This window comes from Paraburkholderia sp. CNPSo 3274 (assembly GCF_024206475.1).
Taxonomy (GTDB): domain Bacteria; phylum Pseudomonadota; class Gammaproteobacteria; order Burkholderiales; family Burkholderiaceae; genus Paraburkholderia.
In genome coordinates this window covers 68,041-81,730 of sequence record NZ_JAMBPR010000001.1, presented here as the reverse complement: position 1 = coordinate 81,730, position 13,690 = coordinate 68,041, and the positions used below count along the sequence as shown (strand labels likewise).

Genomic DNA, 13,690 nt, shown 5'->3' with positions numbered 1-13,690 from the left:
CGCTTCGCGGGTGCGCAAGCAGCGTGCGCACCCGGCGTGGATGATTCGTCAGTTCATTCGTCCATCATGCGGGCCTTGACCTTCTTGCCCTTGACCTTGCCCGCGTTGAGCTTGCGCAGCGCATCGCGCGCGATGCTGCGCTCCACGGCTACATAGGTCGAAAAGTCGGTCACGTTGATCTTGCCGATCTGCGCGCCGCTGAAGCCGGCTTCGCCGGTGAGCGCGCCCAGCACGTCGCCGGGGCGGATCTTTTCCTTGCGGCCGCCCAGGATCTGCAGCGTTTCCATCGGCGGCAACAGCGGCTCGTTGCTGGCGGGCTTCAGTTCCGCGAGGGGGCTCCACTCGACTTCGCGCTTGAGCGCCTGCTCGATGCCGCCCACGCGGCCCATCTCGTTCATGCTCGCGAGGCTGAGCGCCCAGCCGTCCTGGTCGGCGCGGCCCGTGCGGCCGATGCGGTGCACGTACACCTCCGGGTCGGGCGTGACGTCCACGTTGATCACGGCTTCGAGCTGCGCGATGTCGAGGCCGCGCGCGGCCACGTCGGTCGCCACGAGCACCGAGCAGCTGCGGTTGGCGAACTGGATCAGCACCTGGTCGCGCTCGCGCTGGTCGAGCTCGCCGTGCAGCGCGAGCGCATGAAAGCCCTGCGCGCGCAGCACGTCGAGCAGGTCGCGGCATTGCTGCTTGGTGTTGCAGAACGCGAGCGTGCTCACGGGGCGGTAGTGGTTGAGCAGCATGCCCACGGCGTGCAGGCGTTCGTCTTCCGTTACTTCATAGAAGCGCTGGCGGATCTTGCTGTCGTCGTGATGCTGTTCGAGCTTGACTTCCTTTGGATTGCGAAGGAACTGCTGGCTCAGCTTCGTAATGCCTTCAGGATAGGTCGCCGAAAAGAGCAGCGTTTGGCGCTCCTTGGGACATTGGCGCGCCACGGTGGCGATGTCGTCGAAAAAGCCCATGTCGAGCATGCGGTCGGCTTCGTCGAGCACGAGCGTATTGAGCGCGCCGAGCGCGAGGGTGCCGCGCTCCAGATGGTCCATGATGCGGCCCGGCGTGCCCACGACGATATGCGCGCCGTGTTCAAGGCTCGCCGCCTGCGGACGCATGGGCGTGCCGCCGCACAGCGTGAGCACCTTGATGTTCTCTTCCGCGCGCGCGAGGCGCCGGATTTCCTGCGTGACCTGGTCGGCCAGTTCGCGCGTGGGGCAGAGGATCATGGCCTGCACGTCCTGACGGCGCGAGTCCAGGCGCGAGAGCAGCGCGAGCGAGAAGGCCGCAGTCTTGCCGCTGCCGGTCTTGGCCTGGGCGATCAGGTCGTGGCCCGCGAAAGCAATGGGCAGGCTCGCCGCCTGGATCGGCGTCATTTCGACGTAGCCGAGGCGGGTGAGGTTGGCGAGCATGGCGGGCGCGAGCGGCAGCTCGCTGAAGGGCTGGGCGTGCGTAGGAGTGGCTTTGTTTGTCATGACGGGGTCTCGCGCCGGACGGGTGAGGGCGACGCGGCCGTTCGTTAGAAGTGGCGTCGATGCGGGTGGTGCGCGCGCTATGGGCGCGAGCGTTCCGGGATTTTAACGGATGCGGGCGCTCGCGCCCGCGCGCGTGCCGCGCGAGGGGCGATGACGAGCACCACGGAGGAGGCCGAAAATCATTCGCTTGTTAATCGCGATTTCACGCAATAATAATAGCTGTATATAGCAATAATGCACGCGCGCGATAGGACTAACATCATGGTCATAAAGTTTCATCGACCCGGAAATTTTAATCGCGTGATATTGCCCGCAATTAATCCACTTTCCACAATAATCGAATTGCCGCGCTGATCCGGGCGTCGCGTGTTTGCCACACGGCCTAGTCGGGCCGACCGATGCATTACTCCGTATTTCCCATTTGAGACAAGGACTTACGGATTATTATTCTGATATTTCCAGATTTAGCAAATATCTGTTACAGCGTTTGCCAAGGTGATTTAAAGCCTTTGACACGTAGACTTCGCCCGGGATTGCCGGTGTGGCTCCAATACCCGGAGCCGCGTCAGTGCGGTCTGAATGTCATAAGGAAAGTCATGAAGAATACTTTGATTATCGCGGGCGTCCTCGGCGCATTCGCAGCCTCCGCTCACGCACAAAGCAGCGTTACTCTCTACGGCGCACTGGATGCGGGTATCGTCTACGCGAACAATGCAGGCGGCCACGCCGCATGGAACCAGGGTAGCGGCACCGTTGGCGACACGTACTTCGGCCTGAAGGGCAGCGAAGACCTGGGCAGCGGTCTGCATGCGATCTTCACGTTGGAAAACGGCTTCAACCTGAACAACGGCAAGGACACTGAGAGCGGCACGATGTTCAACCGTCAGGCGTTCGTCGGTCTGCAGAGCGACCGCTTCGGTACGCTGACACTTGGCCGTCAGTATGACTCGATGGTCGACTACCTGGCCCCGCTCTCGGAAACAGGTAGCGGCTACGGCAACAACCTCGCCGCTCACCCGTTCGACAACGACAACCTCGACCACTCGTTCTCGATCAAGAACTCGGTCAAGTACCAGAGCGTCAACTACCAGGGCTTCAAGTTCGGCGGCATGTACGGCTTCAGCAACGACGCTGGCCAGTTCGCGAACAACCGCGCATGGAGCGCTGGCGCATCGTACGGCAACGGCCCGCTGAACTTCTCGGCTGCCTACCTGCAGATGAACAATTCGCGCAGCGGCAACACGAACGGCGCGAACTCGGCATCGAACGGCAACAACTTCAACCTCTCGGCTGAAACGCAACGCACGTTCGGCGCAGGCGTGAACTACAACTACGGTCCGGCAACGGTCGGCTTCGTGTGGACGCACACGCAGTACCAGGATCTGATCGCTGGCGGCCAGGGCGGCACCACGTTCTCGATCCCGACGGGCACGAACCTGCACCTCGACAACTTCGAGCTGAACGGCGCCTACGCGCTTACGCCGGCGCTCGCCCTGAACGCGTCGTACACGTTCACGGACGGCAAGGTCACGGGTTCGAACGGTTCGGGCGATCCGAAGTGGCACACCGTCTCGCTGACGGCTGACTACTCGCTCTCGAAGCGCACCGATGTGTACGCTGGCGCCGTGTACCAGCACGCTTCGGGCGAACTCGGCGATGCCGGCGCGAACGTTGCAATGATCAACACGCTGTCGCCGTCGACCTCGCAGAATCAGGTCGCAGCAACGGTGGGTCTGCGTCACCGCTTCTAAGCAGTATTTGCTCGCTCCCTCGTGGAGCGACGAAGCGCGAGCACCCGATCGGCCGGTCGGGTCCCGCGCTTCACGCGGCCAATCTACCCGAGGCCCGCGGTTTCACCCGCTTTCTACCAGAAGGACGACCGGTTCGCGGTGCGTGGCGCGCTCATGAGGCGCGCCACGCACCGCGAACCGGTTTTCTTTTGTGGCTCAGGATTTCGAAGCCGCAGCCGCAGCCGCAGCCGCAGCCGTAGGCGCTGCGCTCGCAGGCGCGGCTACGCCATTCGACGCGTCTTCCGACGCCCCCCGCACCCGCGAAACCCACAGCACCGCCACGCATGTGAGCGCCGCAGCGATCCAGCCGTTCTGCCCGAAGCCGATGATCGCGCCGTTCGCGCCATTCGCGAGCCACTGGCCGCCCAGCCACGCGCCGATGCCCGTGCCGAGCGCCTGCACCGCGCTGTTGGCGCTCAGGAACGCGCCGCGCCGCGCGGGCTCGGGTATCGTCGTGAGCAATGCCTGCATCGGCACCATGCGGCCCGACATCGAGATCATGAACAGTGCGAAGAACGCCACGAGCGCGACGAAAGGCAACGCAGGCAGATGCGTGACGAACAGCACCGGCACGAGCGAAACGAGCGCCATCACGCGGAACACGCGGCGTTTGCCGTAGCGGTCCGCGAGACGGCCCACCGCGCGCGATGTCATGAACGTCGCCGCGCCGCCCGCCATATAGAGCCAGGAGAGCTGCTGCGGCGCGATGCCATGATTGCCGACGAGCATCGGCGCGATGAACGGGATCACGAGCATATGGCCGCCCATCATCGTGAAGGTGAGCGCAAAGGCCTTCAGGTGACGCGGCAGTGTGAGCAGCTGCCAAAGGTTTGGCAGCACTTGCGCGAGCGGCGTGCGCTGGCCGAGATGCCCGGTGAGCGAGGGCACGACGCGCGAGCCCGCGAGCCAGATCGCCACGGAGAGCACCACGAGCAGCATGAACGGCGCGCTCCAGCCGTAGTGCGCGCCGAGCAGCACGCCGGCCGGCACGCCCGCGATGGCGGCGATGGAGAACGCCGTCATGATGACGCCCGTGGCCGCGCCGCGCCGCGCGGCGGGAATCACGTCGCTCACGATCGCCATCACGATCGAGCCGAGCACGCCGCCGGTGAGACCCGCGAACGCACGCGCGGCGAGCAGCAGATGAAAGTTCGTGGCGAGCGCGCAGGCGAGATTGGAGAGCGCGAACAGTGCGTAGGCCGCTTGCAGCAGGCGGCGGCGATCGAAACGGTCGATATACGTCGCAGCAAGGAGTCCTGATAGACCCGAACAGAGCGAATACGCGGAAACGGCCGTCGCGAACGCCGCGGGCGTGATCGCGAACGCGTGCATGATCTGCGGGCCGAGCGGCATCATCACCATGAAATCCATGATGACGGTGAACTGCGTGAGCGCCAGCAGCCAGAGCAGGGTGCGTTCGCGCAGCGGTGCGAGAGAAGGGGTCATGTATTGGCTTGGAGCCTGAAAGTAAAAAGGCGCGGCAGTGTTGCCGCGCCAGCGAGATCGATCAGTCGTCGATCGTTTCGTGGGCCCCCTGCGCGCCGCGCCGCCAGTAGGCGGATGCGCGAATGCGCTTCTTGTCGACGCCGCGCTCGTTGCACAGATGCGCGCGCACCGCGCGGATCGCCGAGGCTTCGCCGGCGGCCCAGACGTACCCCTCGCCAGGCGGCAGCCACACTTCGGACGCGCCGTCCACGAGCGGATGCTCCGACTCGCTTTCGTCGCGATAGCACCACGTGGCGTAAAGATCGGCTTCGGTGGGCAGCTCGATGCGGGCTGCGCGATTCGCCACTTCGACGACCACGGCCACACGCGCGCCAGCCGGCAGCTCCGTGAGGCGCCGCTGAATGGCGGGCAGCGCCGTTTCGTCGCCGACCAGCAGATGCCAGTCGAAGCCCGTGGGAATCACCATGGAGCCGCGCGGGCCACCCACGCCGAGATACTGGCCGGGCTGCGCTTGTGCCGCCCATGCCGTGGCCGGGCCGGCTTCGTGCAGCGCGAATTCCAGTTCGAGTTCGTTGCTTTCTGTATCGAAGCGGCGCGGCGTGTAGTCGCGCGCGGCGGGGCGCTCGACGCCTTCGGGGAACACGACGCCGTCGGGACCCAAAGTTGGCAGTACTGGCTTTTCCTCACCGGCGGCGGGAAAGAACACCTTGATGTGATCGTCGAACGACGCCGAGACGAAGTCGCTCAGATCGCCCGTGAGCGTCACGCGCACGAGCGAGGGCGAGAGCGCCGTGACGCGCGCCACGCGCAACAGTCGGAATTTCAGCGGGTGACGCACACGGACGACTTCGAGTTGGGACGGGTTCTGCATGTAGGGCTCCGATGATGTTGGCGTGGCGCAGCGTGGGCCGCCGCGTGGCGCGCAGAAGCGGGTTGTCAAACGTCGCTGTTCTCGCTGCCGTTTTCAATTTCCTGGGTGGCGCGCGCAAGAATCGCGGCGATGCGGCGCTGCTCCTCCGGCGCGACGTCGGTGCGGCGCAGCAGCGCGCGCTTGAGCGCGCGGCGCGCCTCGATCAGCTCGCGCACCCAGCCGCTGCCTTCGGCTGGATCTTCGCCGGCCATGGCGCGGCGCATGACTTCCATCTTGCGGCCGAAGTGCGCGAGTTTCGCGAGGATCAGGTCCGCGCGTTCGCGGTTGGCCTCGAGGTACGCGCGGCCTTCGGGCGAAAGCTCGTAGCGCTTGCGATTGCCTTCCAGCGTCACGCTCACGTAGCCCAGTTCTTCCAGGTACGTGAGGGCCGGATAGACCATGCCGGGGCTCGGGCTGTAGAAGCCGTTCGAACGCGCGTCGAGCGCCTTGATGAGTTCGTAGCCGTGGCTCGGGCGCTCGGCGAGCAGCACGAGCAGCATGAGTTGCAGGTCTTCGGACGTGAACTTGCGGCCACGGCCAAAACCGTCGCCGTCGCCGAAACCGCCGAAGCCGCGGCCGAAACCGTCGCCGAAGCGATCGCCAAAGTCGCCGGGACCTTCGCCGCCGCGATGGCGGCCCATCGCGTGGCGCAGCGCGTGAAGCGCCTGCATGGCCGGGTGGCGGCCGCCGAAGAGGTCGCGCGGATCGCGCGCGGGGGGGCCGTGACGGCCGGTATGACCAAAGTGCGAATGGTGGCGCATAGGGCCTCCTTATCTCTTGAGTGTCTTAAAACATGTCTTAAGATATATATCGTAAGAGCGTTTGTCAAAGAAAATATTTGGGGTATCGGCGCACAACTAAGTCTGCGGGAACGCAGCAAACGTCGTTCAGAGACAAAAAAGTCTGCGGGAACGCAGAAATCCGGTGTGCACCGCACAATAGATAGAGGAGGGTTGTGAAGCTATCGGATCTCGGTGAAGCATGAGAGCGGCGAGGCCGGGCGGCCGTCGGGCTATGTGTCGTCACTGCTGCACGATCACGTGAACGTCGGCGACGAGGTGAAACTGGCGGCACCGTACGGCACGTTCTACATCGATGTCCATGCGAAGACGCCAATCGTGCTGATCAGCGGCGGCGTCGGTCTGACGCCGATGGTCAGCATGTTGAAGCGCGCGATTCAGGACCCGCAGCGGCGCGTGGTGTTCATTCACGGTGCGCGGAACGGCGCGGTGCACGCGATGCGCGATCGTTTGCAGCAGACCGCCGCCACCCAGCCGAATTTCGCGCGATCGTGTTCTACGACGCGCCGCTCGCTACCGACGTGCAGGGCCGCGACTACGACAACGCGGGCTTCATCGACCTCGGCAAGCTGCGCGACGAGATTCTGTTGGCCGACGCCGATTACTACATCTGCGGTCCTGTTCCTTTCATGCGGCTGCAGCACGACGCACTGAAAAGCATGGACATCCACGAGTCGAAGATTTACTACCAGGTGTTCGGCCCGGATCTGTTCGCCGAATGATTTCTCTCTAATGCCTGTTTGCATTGAGTGCCTTGACGAAGGCCTCGATATCCATCAATGGCAGTTCGCGATTCGTGCCATCGCCGATGGGTTGCCCGGCGTTGCCAAATCCAGGCTCCAGAGTCATCCCAGGATGGTCGCGACCATTTTCTGCCGCGCGTTCGTCTGAAGACATCACCTTGCGCATCGAATCAAAGACAGGAGAGCGAAACTGAGGACTCCAGGAAACCCGCAAATCGTCCAGTTGCACTTTCACGCCCGCGAAATAGTCGGCCCACACGTTGACACCTCGGGTCCGCCAGAATCGATCCGCATGATCGGCATACCACTCGGCAATGCCGAGACTGACGTTGACTGGGTTCGCGACCCACTCCTCGGCAAGGTTCTGCAGCCACACGAATGCACCCGACACGTTGTCGATGCGTCGCTTCCGCAATGCATTGCGATCCAGAAAGTCTTTGAGATCGGAGTCGCTCAAGGTCGGGTAGATCTGCAGGTACTCGCTACCATTGAAGTAGTCCTTGGCGTTGAATCCATCGGGCTTGCCATCGGGTAGATAGACTCCGATCCGGGACGAAACGTTTCCGTCGAAAAATCCCAGCTCCCACGGCGTCCAGACTCCGACACCCTGTGCAGATGCAGAACCGGCAGGATTCCCGGAGGCTTTCTGCTGCGTTGGATACAACAGGAGCAGACAGGTTGCGCGCGATATTCTGTTGCAAAGGATCTCGACCTTTTTGCGTGTCACGTTGCCCGTATCGGCGAGCTCGGCAAAATCCGTATCGAGGAACGGTGTGAAACCGTAGCCGCGAATCGTCGTCGCGAGTTGCTGGGCTTTGTCCTTGTCGCGGTGACGATAAGAGATGAACACATCAAAGAACTCAGGAACGCTATCTTGATCTTCTGCCACGGTAACCTCAGCCAAGACTGCATGTCCGAACGTTCTATGTTGCGCCGTTTTCCAAACCCGATTGCGCGGCCAGCCAGTCGGCCACCGCGCGAAGCCGCGCGCGTTGAGCCTCATCCGCAACCAGCGGTAGACTCACGCGCAGATCGGCCAGCACACTCACTATCTTCCAGCGCGCCACATCTTCGCTGGCCATTTTTTTCGCGAGATCCTCGGCAAGATCGGCGTTGCCGTCGTCGAAGGCAAGAGCCAGCCACGTCGGCCTTAGCCATTCGTCCGTGACGCCACGCCGGAATGCGCGGTCGCAAGCGGCGTTCGCGAGCATCGCCGCGGAGTGCGCGCGCTTCAAGTCGCCGTCGCCATTGCGCTCGCGGTACAGACGCGGAAGATTCGACGAGCAGTAGTACTCGTTGAGGTCAAAATCCATGCCCCGTTCGTAGTAGTCGATAGCCTTGTCGCGCAATCTCGACTGTCTTTTCGAATCGCCGGCTTCTTTGTATAGTCGTTTGTATCGGCCTCCCAGCAAGCCGAAACGTTCAGCCGACGGCCCGGCGATCGCCATCAGACCCTCGAGTTGATTGATCGCGTCCTGGACGTCGCCCGTCTGCGAAATGGCGAACGCGCGCTGAGCTCGTACCTCGGGCTTCTCGCGATATTCCTGCGGTAACTGGTCGATGAAGTCGAGCAGCTTGCTCCAATCGGTCTTTTCGTTCATCGAGTCGCGCAACAGCAGCAGCAACGCGAATACGACACTCGCCATCAAGGGCGGCACACCGTGCTCCTTCACGAGTTCCTGCGCCGCCTCCATGCGCTCTTCCCTGGGCAGTTGGCGCACGTCGCGCACGGCGGACTGGAACACCGCCAGGTCCATCATCTGCTGCTTCATCGTGGATGCGAGGGCCGGTTCGGGCTTGTCCGGGAAGCCGCTGATCGCCGTGAACATCGGCGATTCGCCATTCGCGAGCGCGCGGATGCCCGGCACGATGCATTCCTGGATGCGCTGCGCGGTGTCATTGTCGATATTGCCGGTCGAAAGCGGATAGCGGACCGTGCGCATCTGCGCCACGTCGAACAGCGGTTGTGACCAGTCGGCCGCGAGCAGCACGCAGCCGGTCCGCGTCGCCGCGTGGCGGATGCCGACCTCGTAGTAGACATTGCCATTGGGGATGGTCATGTCCGCGAGCACGAGGTCCGCGTAGAAGATGCGTTCGAGCATCTGCGTGACGATCATCGAGCCGGTGTCCTGATCCGCGCGCACGGGCTCGTAGCCCAGCGCCTGGATTGCAGGCACGTAGGCGAGGTCCCACAAGGCGTTGAAGTCGATCTCCCCCGGCGCGTGCGCGGTGTCCGCTTGGGTCCGCTTGCGCCCGTAGGGCATGATGGCGAAGCAAATGGGTTTCAGCATGATCGCCTCACTGTTTCGATCCGAGCGGATGGATGGGCCGCCCGGCAACGCCGCCCGCCGCCTCGATGGCCTCGTACATATGCCCGGTTCCGCCCGGCCCGTCGCCCGCCTCGCCGTTCCAGACGCAAATGAAATGAACCTTCTGCGCCCCGTATCCCAGCGCACGCTCGAGCATCCACAGGTTATTGCGCTCGTAAGGGGACGCCTGACGCTCCACCTCGGTCCATGGTTCGGGCAGCACGAAAGTGCGGGCATACGCATGCGTCCGCACGGCCTCGAAGCGCGCGTGCCAGCGCGAGTTCGCAAAGTCGACTGAGTCCTTCACGAACACCTGCGGCTCGAAGGGCAGATAGAGATCGAGATGCGCGCCGCGCGCAAGCATGAGTTCCGCAAAGATCAGATCGCCGCCGCATGCACCGCCGCAGATGGCGAGGTCGGCGCTCCCAGCCTGGAGATCGTCGAGCGCCGCGGCGACGTCGTTCGTCACCGCGCCTTCCCGTTCGGGTGGGAAACGCGGCTGCGGGCGGTCGGGACGATCGATCATGTGCCCGCTGAAGAAAAAGACACGCTTCGTCGAAAAGTTGTCAGTCACCTTGGAGGTCCTTGGCGATGGGCGTCGAAAGGCGTCCGGGGTGCGCTGTGCTCAATAGTTCCATTCGGGCTCTTCGCAAACTGGCATTACATCGAGCATCTGTTCCGCGAGTTCTTGCAGCGCGAACCAGTTGGGATCTACCATGGGGCCGAACCATTCCAGATAGCGAAGGATCTGTCGCCGGGTGGAGAACACGTGAAACGATGAAGGGCCCGCCAGCTCAACCACGCTGCGGCAAGCTTTGATCGCTTTGTCGATCGTCCCCGGCTCAGGAGGTAGTGGAACGTCTTTCAGCCAGGGTTCGATCAGGCTCAACTCTGCGATATTGCCGTAGGCCCAGGCGCGGTCGCAGGCGGAACCGTTCTCGGCGTCGTTCCTCGATTGCGAGTCCGCCGTGAACCACAAGGGCTTGACCTTGGCCTCACCCCAATCCGAACGCGAGAGGCGGCCCGAAGTGCGCAGGAACAACGTGAGCGACACATATTGCACCAGTTCCCACGGATGCGACCGGTTCAACAGATAGGCTTGCCAATACCAGGTTCGCGCGCGCTCCAGCTTGTCCAGCACTTCGTTGCCGCCTTTCTTCGTCGTGCGGCTAGCGGACCTGCGCGAGTGGAAGAGCATCTGCGCTTCGCGCTTCTCGGTGCTTGCGAGTTGCGCGAGAATCCGGGCCCTCTGCGCTGGATACGCTTCATTCGCCGCTTCGAGCCGCTCCTTGGCGTAGGCCACCTTTCTCTGCACATGCCGGAGCATCTCCTGCCGCTTATCGTCGGCGAGCATCTGATGACGCCCAGTGGAGCTGGACTCCCGGTCGGAAAAGGCCACCATCACGCGATCCGACGCACGCAGCGCAATATTGATGCTGCTCATGGCCTGCTGAATGCACGCGTTGGCCAACTGATCGTCGAAATTGGGGGGCAGGGATGCGTACGCGACGATGCTCGCCCAGTCGTGCTGGTCCTTGAAGCAGGAGTGCAGCCTCCTGCGCAGGCCGACCAGCAGCTTGCGCGGGTCCTCGCCCCAGAGCAGGCCCTGATAGAGGTCCTGCACTAGCATCACCGAGCCGCCGAACGACAGCGGATACTGGCTCGCGATCACGAGCGGAATGCCTGCCTCGTGCAGCGCATGCCCGACACTCGCCCCGACACCCGTCACGCCGCCGACGTTGCCGCCGTTGCAGCTCGCAAGCGTCACGACGGCGGGCCGCACGAACTTGCCGGCCTTGTCGCGACGTGGCGTGCGCAGAATGCTCGCGAGCCGCGCACCGGAGACGACCTCATAGCCCTTCGGATCGGTGTGCGAGATCAGCGCGACGCCGTACCGCTGGTCGTACCCGCCAGGCAGATCGACGCCGTGCGCGAGGATGTGCACATGCGTGTAGTCGCTGGACGCGCATGCGCGCTCCAGGCTCTCGACCGTCGCGTCGGGGAGCACAGACAGCCGTTCTCCGATGATCTCGAGCCGCTCGTCGTCGTCGAGGTCGTCCGATAGCGCGAGCCACGGCGCGAGCGCGTCGCGCAGCGCAAGCAGATGCGCCGCGGCCGGCACTTCCTCGAAGGTGGGCGGGGACGCATAGGCGAACAGTACGCGCGGCTTGCTCGGCCAGCGGATGAATTCCTCGGGCACGCGCCGCGTCTCGCGTGTGACGCAGATGAGCTGCTGGGTCTGCAGGACAAGCGGCTGGCCTTCGCCGGGAAAGCCGCTGGGCGCGGTCGCGAGCTCGAAGGGCAAGAGCGCGAGCTCAGAGGCGGACAGGATCAGCCGCAGATGCGTGACCGGCTCATCGCCCGTCGCGGAATCGACACCGCGGCGGTTGAGGTCGGCGGTCAGCCCGGGAATCTCGCCGAGCAGCTTGCCCAGCACCAGCGCGGTGTCGCCGAGCTGAAACTCCCGCGCCTCCGCTCCGAGCTGATAGCTGAGCGCGCGCAGCCGGTAGAGCATCTGGTTGTGCTCGAACGGAACATGGAGCGTCACCGCGCTATGGTTTTCGCACAGTGCGATATAGGCCGTGAGCGGCGACAGCAGCTGGTTGTGCGAGGGGCCCTGACGGAGCAGTTCGAGTGTGATCTTGCGCATCGTCAGTCATCCAGAAGGCTGTTGGCCGTGGTATCTAGTGTGAACCCGCTTGTCACGTTGTTGACCACGTGACGCAGTTCGGCATTCGCGCCGCCGCCGTCCTTCTTCCATATGGCCACGACCGTGCAGAGGCGCACGACCAGCGATCCGGAGCGAAAGCCGTCGAGCGTCGCCATGTTGCCGCCATTGAGCACGTCGAAAAATTCCGCGAAGGCTTTTGAGTCGCTCCGGGTCTTCGGATCGATGCGGATCAGCCGCGCCCAGGTCCCACTGTTGAAGTATCGCCCCTTGCCGTTCTGGCGGTGCAGGGCGCGCGCGAGATGGGTATGCCCCGCGACGACGATGTCGATCTCCGGGCCGATCTCCTTGTCGAGCAGCGTGGCTGTTTCGTCACGCGCGGAAATGTCGAAGCTACGATCCTTGTCCAGCCTCTCGAGCGCCTCGCGCAGCACTTCGCTCGTCGGCGCGTCGCGCGACCACTTGATCAGAGCGGTCACCATGTCGAGCCGCTTGCCCTGCTCGTTCGCGACGAACTCGAGCGGATCGACGCCCTGGCGGACCAGCGCATCGGCCGCGGCAAGCATCGCGCGCCCGTCGCGCTCCTGGCGCGAAGCGGCCAGCTCCACCGGATTGAGCAGACCGCCGGGCATGGGCGTGGGCCGCACCGGATCCCCGGCTGCCAGCTCCTCGGCCCCCAGCATGCCGCCCGGCTTGTAAATGCCAGCCCACGCACGCGCGAACCCCACGTTGGCGAGCCGGATCGCGCTGTTGAAGTTGCGCATGGCTTCGGGTGCGCAGGCGGCGAGCGTCGGCACGACACCGTCCGTTTCAGGCTTGAGCAGATCGACGAATGGATACTTGCGCTTGATAGGATTCATCACGTCGATCACCATGCGCGAGCCGGCGTTGGGAATCCACGGGTCGACTGGGCGGCTCAACTGCTTATCGCGGCCGATTTGCCTGATCTTCTCGAAGTCGGCCGGATTCCACCGGTCCACCTCGTTGCCATGCACGCACAGCACCGAGCGTCCGCCGACGTCGCACCGCACGCCCGAACCGTCGAACACGAAATGCAGGCGCGCGTGCGCGCCGCTCGAGGAGGGCGCGTCCTTCGTCAGGATCTGCACGAGGCGCTGGCGCACCCAGGGCAGCGCGAGCTCCAGATCGTGATTGCCGAGGTTGACGATCAGACGACGCCTGTCCTGCTTGAGAAAAGCCGGAAACGCATCGAACACGGGCTTGAACGTGGGATCCTGCAACGCGATCCGCTCGAGCTTCGCGACGGCACCATCCGGGTCGAAGTAGGTGGCGTTCGGTTCGGCCAGGAAATCGATGAAGTCGCCGTTGATGACGAGCGCGATCTCCTGTTCGGGATCGCGTAGGGCAAGGTCGTTGATCAGCCACGCGAGTTCGCCCGCGGAGCCGAAGATCTGGAAGCCCGGCGTGCCGCCGAGATGGAGATCGGAAATGACGTAGAGCTGATCGACGCTGTGAACCGGATTCACTTCGGTCTCCTCTTATCCAGGTCCATCAACGCGCGACGCGGGGCTCGCGCTCGGACGCAGGCGCAATAACGTGTGCG

General features: G+C 63.8%; 10 protein-coding genes and 1 pseudogene. 2 read left to right on the top strand and 9 right to left on the bottom strand.

From position 1 onward, the window contains the following. Positions 1 to 53 precede the first annotated feature (53 nt). Positions 54 to 1,460: an ATP-dependent RNA helicase DbpA gene (dbpA, locus tag M3I54_RS00315; RefSeq protein ID WP_254332093.1), complete on the bottom strand. Its 1,407-nt coding sequence runs from the start codon at positions 1,458 to 1,460 to the stop codon at positions 54 to 56. A 596-nt stretch (positions 1,461 to 2,056) separates the two neighbouring features. On the opposite strand from dbpA, the gene M3I54_RS00310 reads away from it, so the two are divergent. Further along, a complete protein-coding gene (locus tag M3I54_RS00310; protein WP_254332090.1) occupies positions 2,057 to 3,211 on the top strand; it encodes a porin in 1,155 nt (384 codons plus the stop codon). Between the two features lie 195 nt (positions 3,212 to 3,406). Here M3I54_RS00310 and M3I54_RS00305 read toward each other — a convergent pair whose 3' ends face one another. The 3 genes from M3I54_RS00305 to M3I54_RS00295 all read right to left on the bottom strand — a co-directional run bounded on the left by M3I54_RS00305 (position 3,407) and on the right by M3I54_RS00295 (position 6,367). Beyond that, a complete protein-coding gene (locus M3I54_RS00305) occupies positions 3,407 to 4,696 on the bottom strand; it encodes an MFS transporter (protein WP_254332088.1) in 1,290 nt (429 codons plus the stop codon). A gap of 61 nt (positions 4,697 to 4,757) precedes the next feature. After that, positions 4,758 to 5,567, bottom strand: a complete 810-nt coding sequence (locus M3I54_RS00300; RefSeq protein WP_254332086.1) for a siderophore-interacting protein — start codon at positions 5,565 to 5,567, stop codon at positions 4,758 to 4,760. 65 nt (positions 5,568 to 5,632) lie between these two features. Beyond that, positions 5,633 to 6,367: a helix-turn-helix transcriptional regulator gene (locus M3I54_RS00295; protein ID WP_375542070.1), complete on the bottom strand. Its 735-nt coding sequence runs from the start codon at positions 6,365 to 6,367 to the stop codon at positions 5,633 to 5,635. Between the two features lie 198 nt (positions 6,368 to 6,565). On the opposite strand from M3I54_RS00295, the pseudogene M3I54_RS00290 reads away from it, so the two are divergent. Then, positions 6,566 to 7,128: pseudogene (locus M3I54_RS00290) on the top strand (nitric oxide dioxygenase); the annotation flags it as partial. A gap of 7 nt (positions 7,129 to 7,135) precedes the next feature. Here the strand turns inward: M3I54_RS00290 and M3I54_RS00285 are convergent. The 5 genes from M3I54_RS00285 to M3I54_RS00265 are packed head-to-tail and all read right to left on the bottom strand — an operon-like array spanning position 7,136 to position 13,613. Beyond that, positions 7,136 to 8,038, bottom strand: a complete 903-nt coding sequence (locus M3I54_RS00285) for a toll/interleukin-1 receptor domain-containing protein (RefSeq protein ID WP_254332084.1) — start codon at positions 8,036 to 8,038, stop codon at positions 7,136 to 7,138. Between the two features lie 34 nt (positions 8,039 to 8,072). Next, positions 8,073 to 9,440 carry a TRAFs-binding domain-containing protein gene (locus tag M3I54_RS00280; protein WP_254332083.1) on the bottom strand — a complete coding sequence of 456 codons (1,368 nt, stop codon included), beginning with the start codon at positions 9,438 to 9,440 and terminating at the stop codon, positions 8,073 to 8,075. 7 nt (positions 9,441 to 9,447) lie between these two features. Then, complete coding sequence (locus M3I54_RS00275; RefSeq protein WP_254332082.1) at positions 9,448 to 10,032, bottom strand: hypothetical protein; 585 nt, start codon at positions 10,030 to 10,032, stop codon at positions 9,448 to 9,450. Positions 10,033 to 10,083: 51 nt separating this feature from the next. Continuing rightward, a complete protein-coding gene (locus M3I54_RS00270; protein WP_254332081.1) occupies positions 10,084 to 12,108 on the bottom strand; it encodes a CHAT domain-containing protein in 2,025 nt (674 codons plus the stop codon). A 2-nt stretch (positions 12,109 to 12,110) separates the two neighbouring features. Beyond that, positions 12,111 to 13,613, bottom strand: coding sequence for a metallophosphoesterase (locus M3I54_RS00265; protein WP_254332080.1), 1,503 nt, complete (start codon positions 13,611 to 13,613; stop codon positions 12,111 to 12,113). Positions 13,614 to 13,690: the final 77 nt, after the last annotated feature.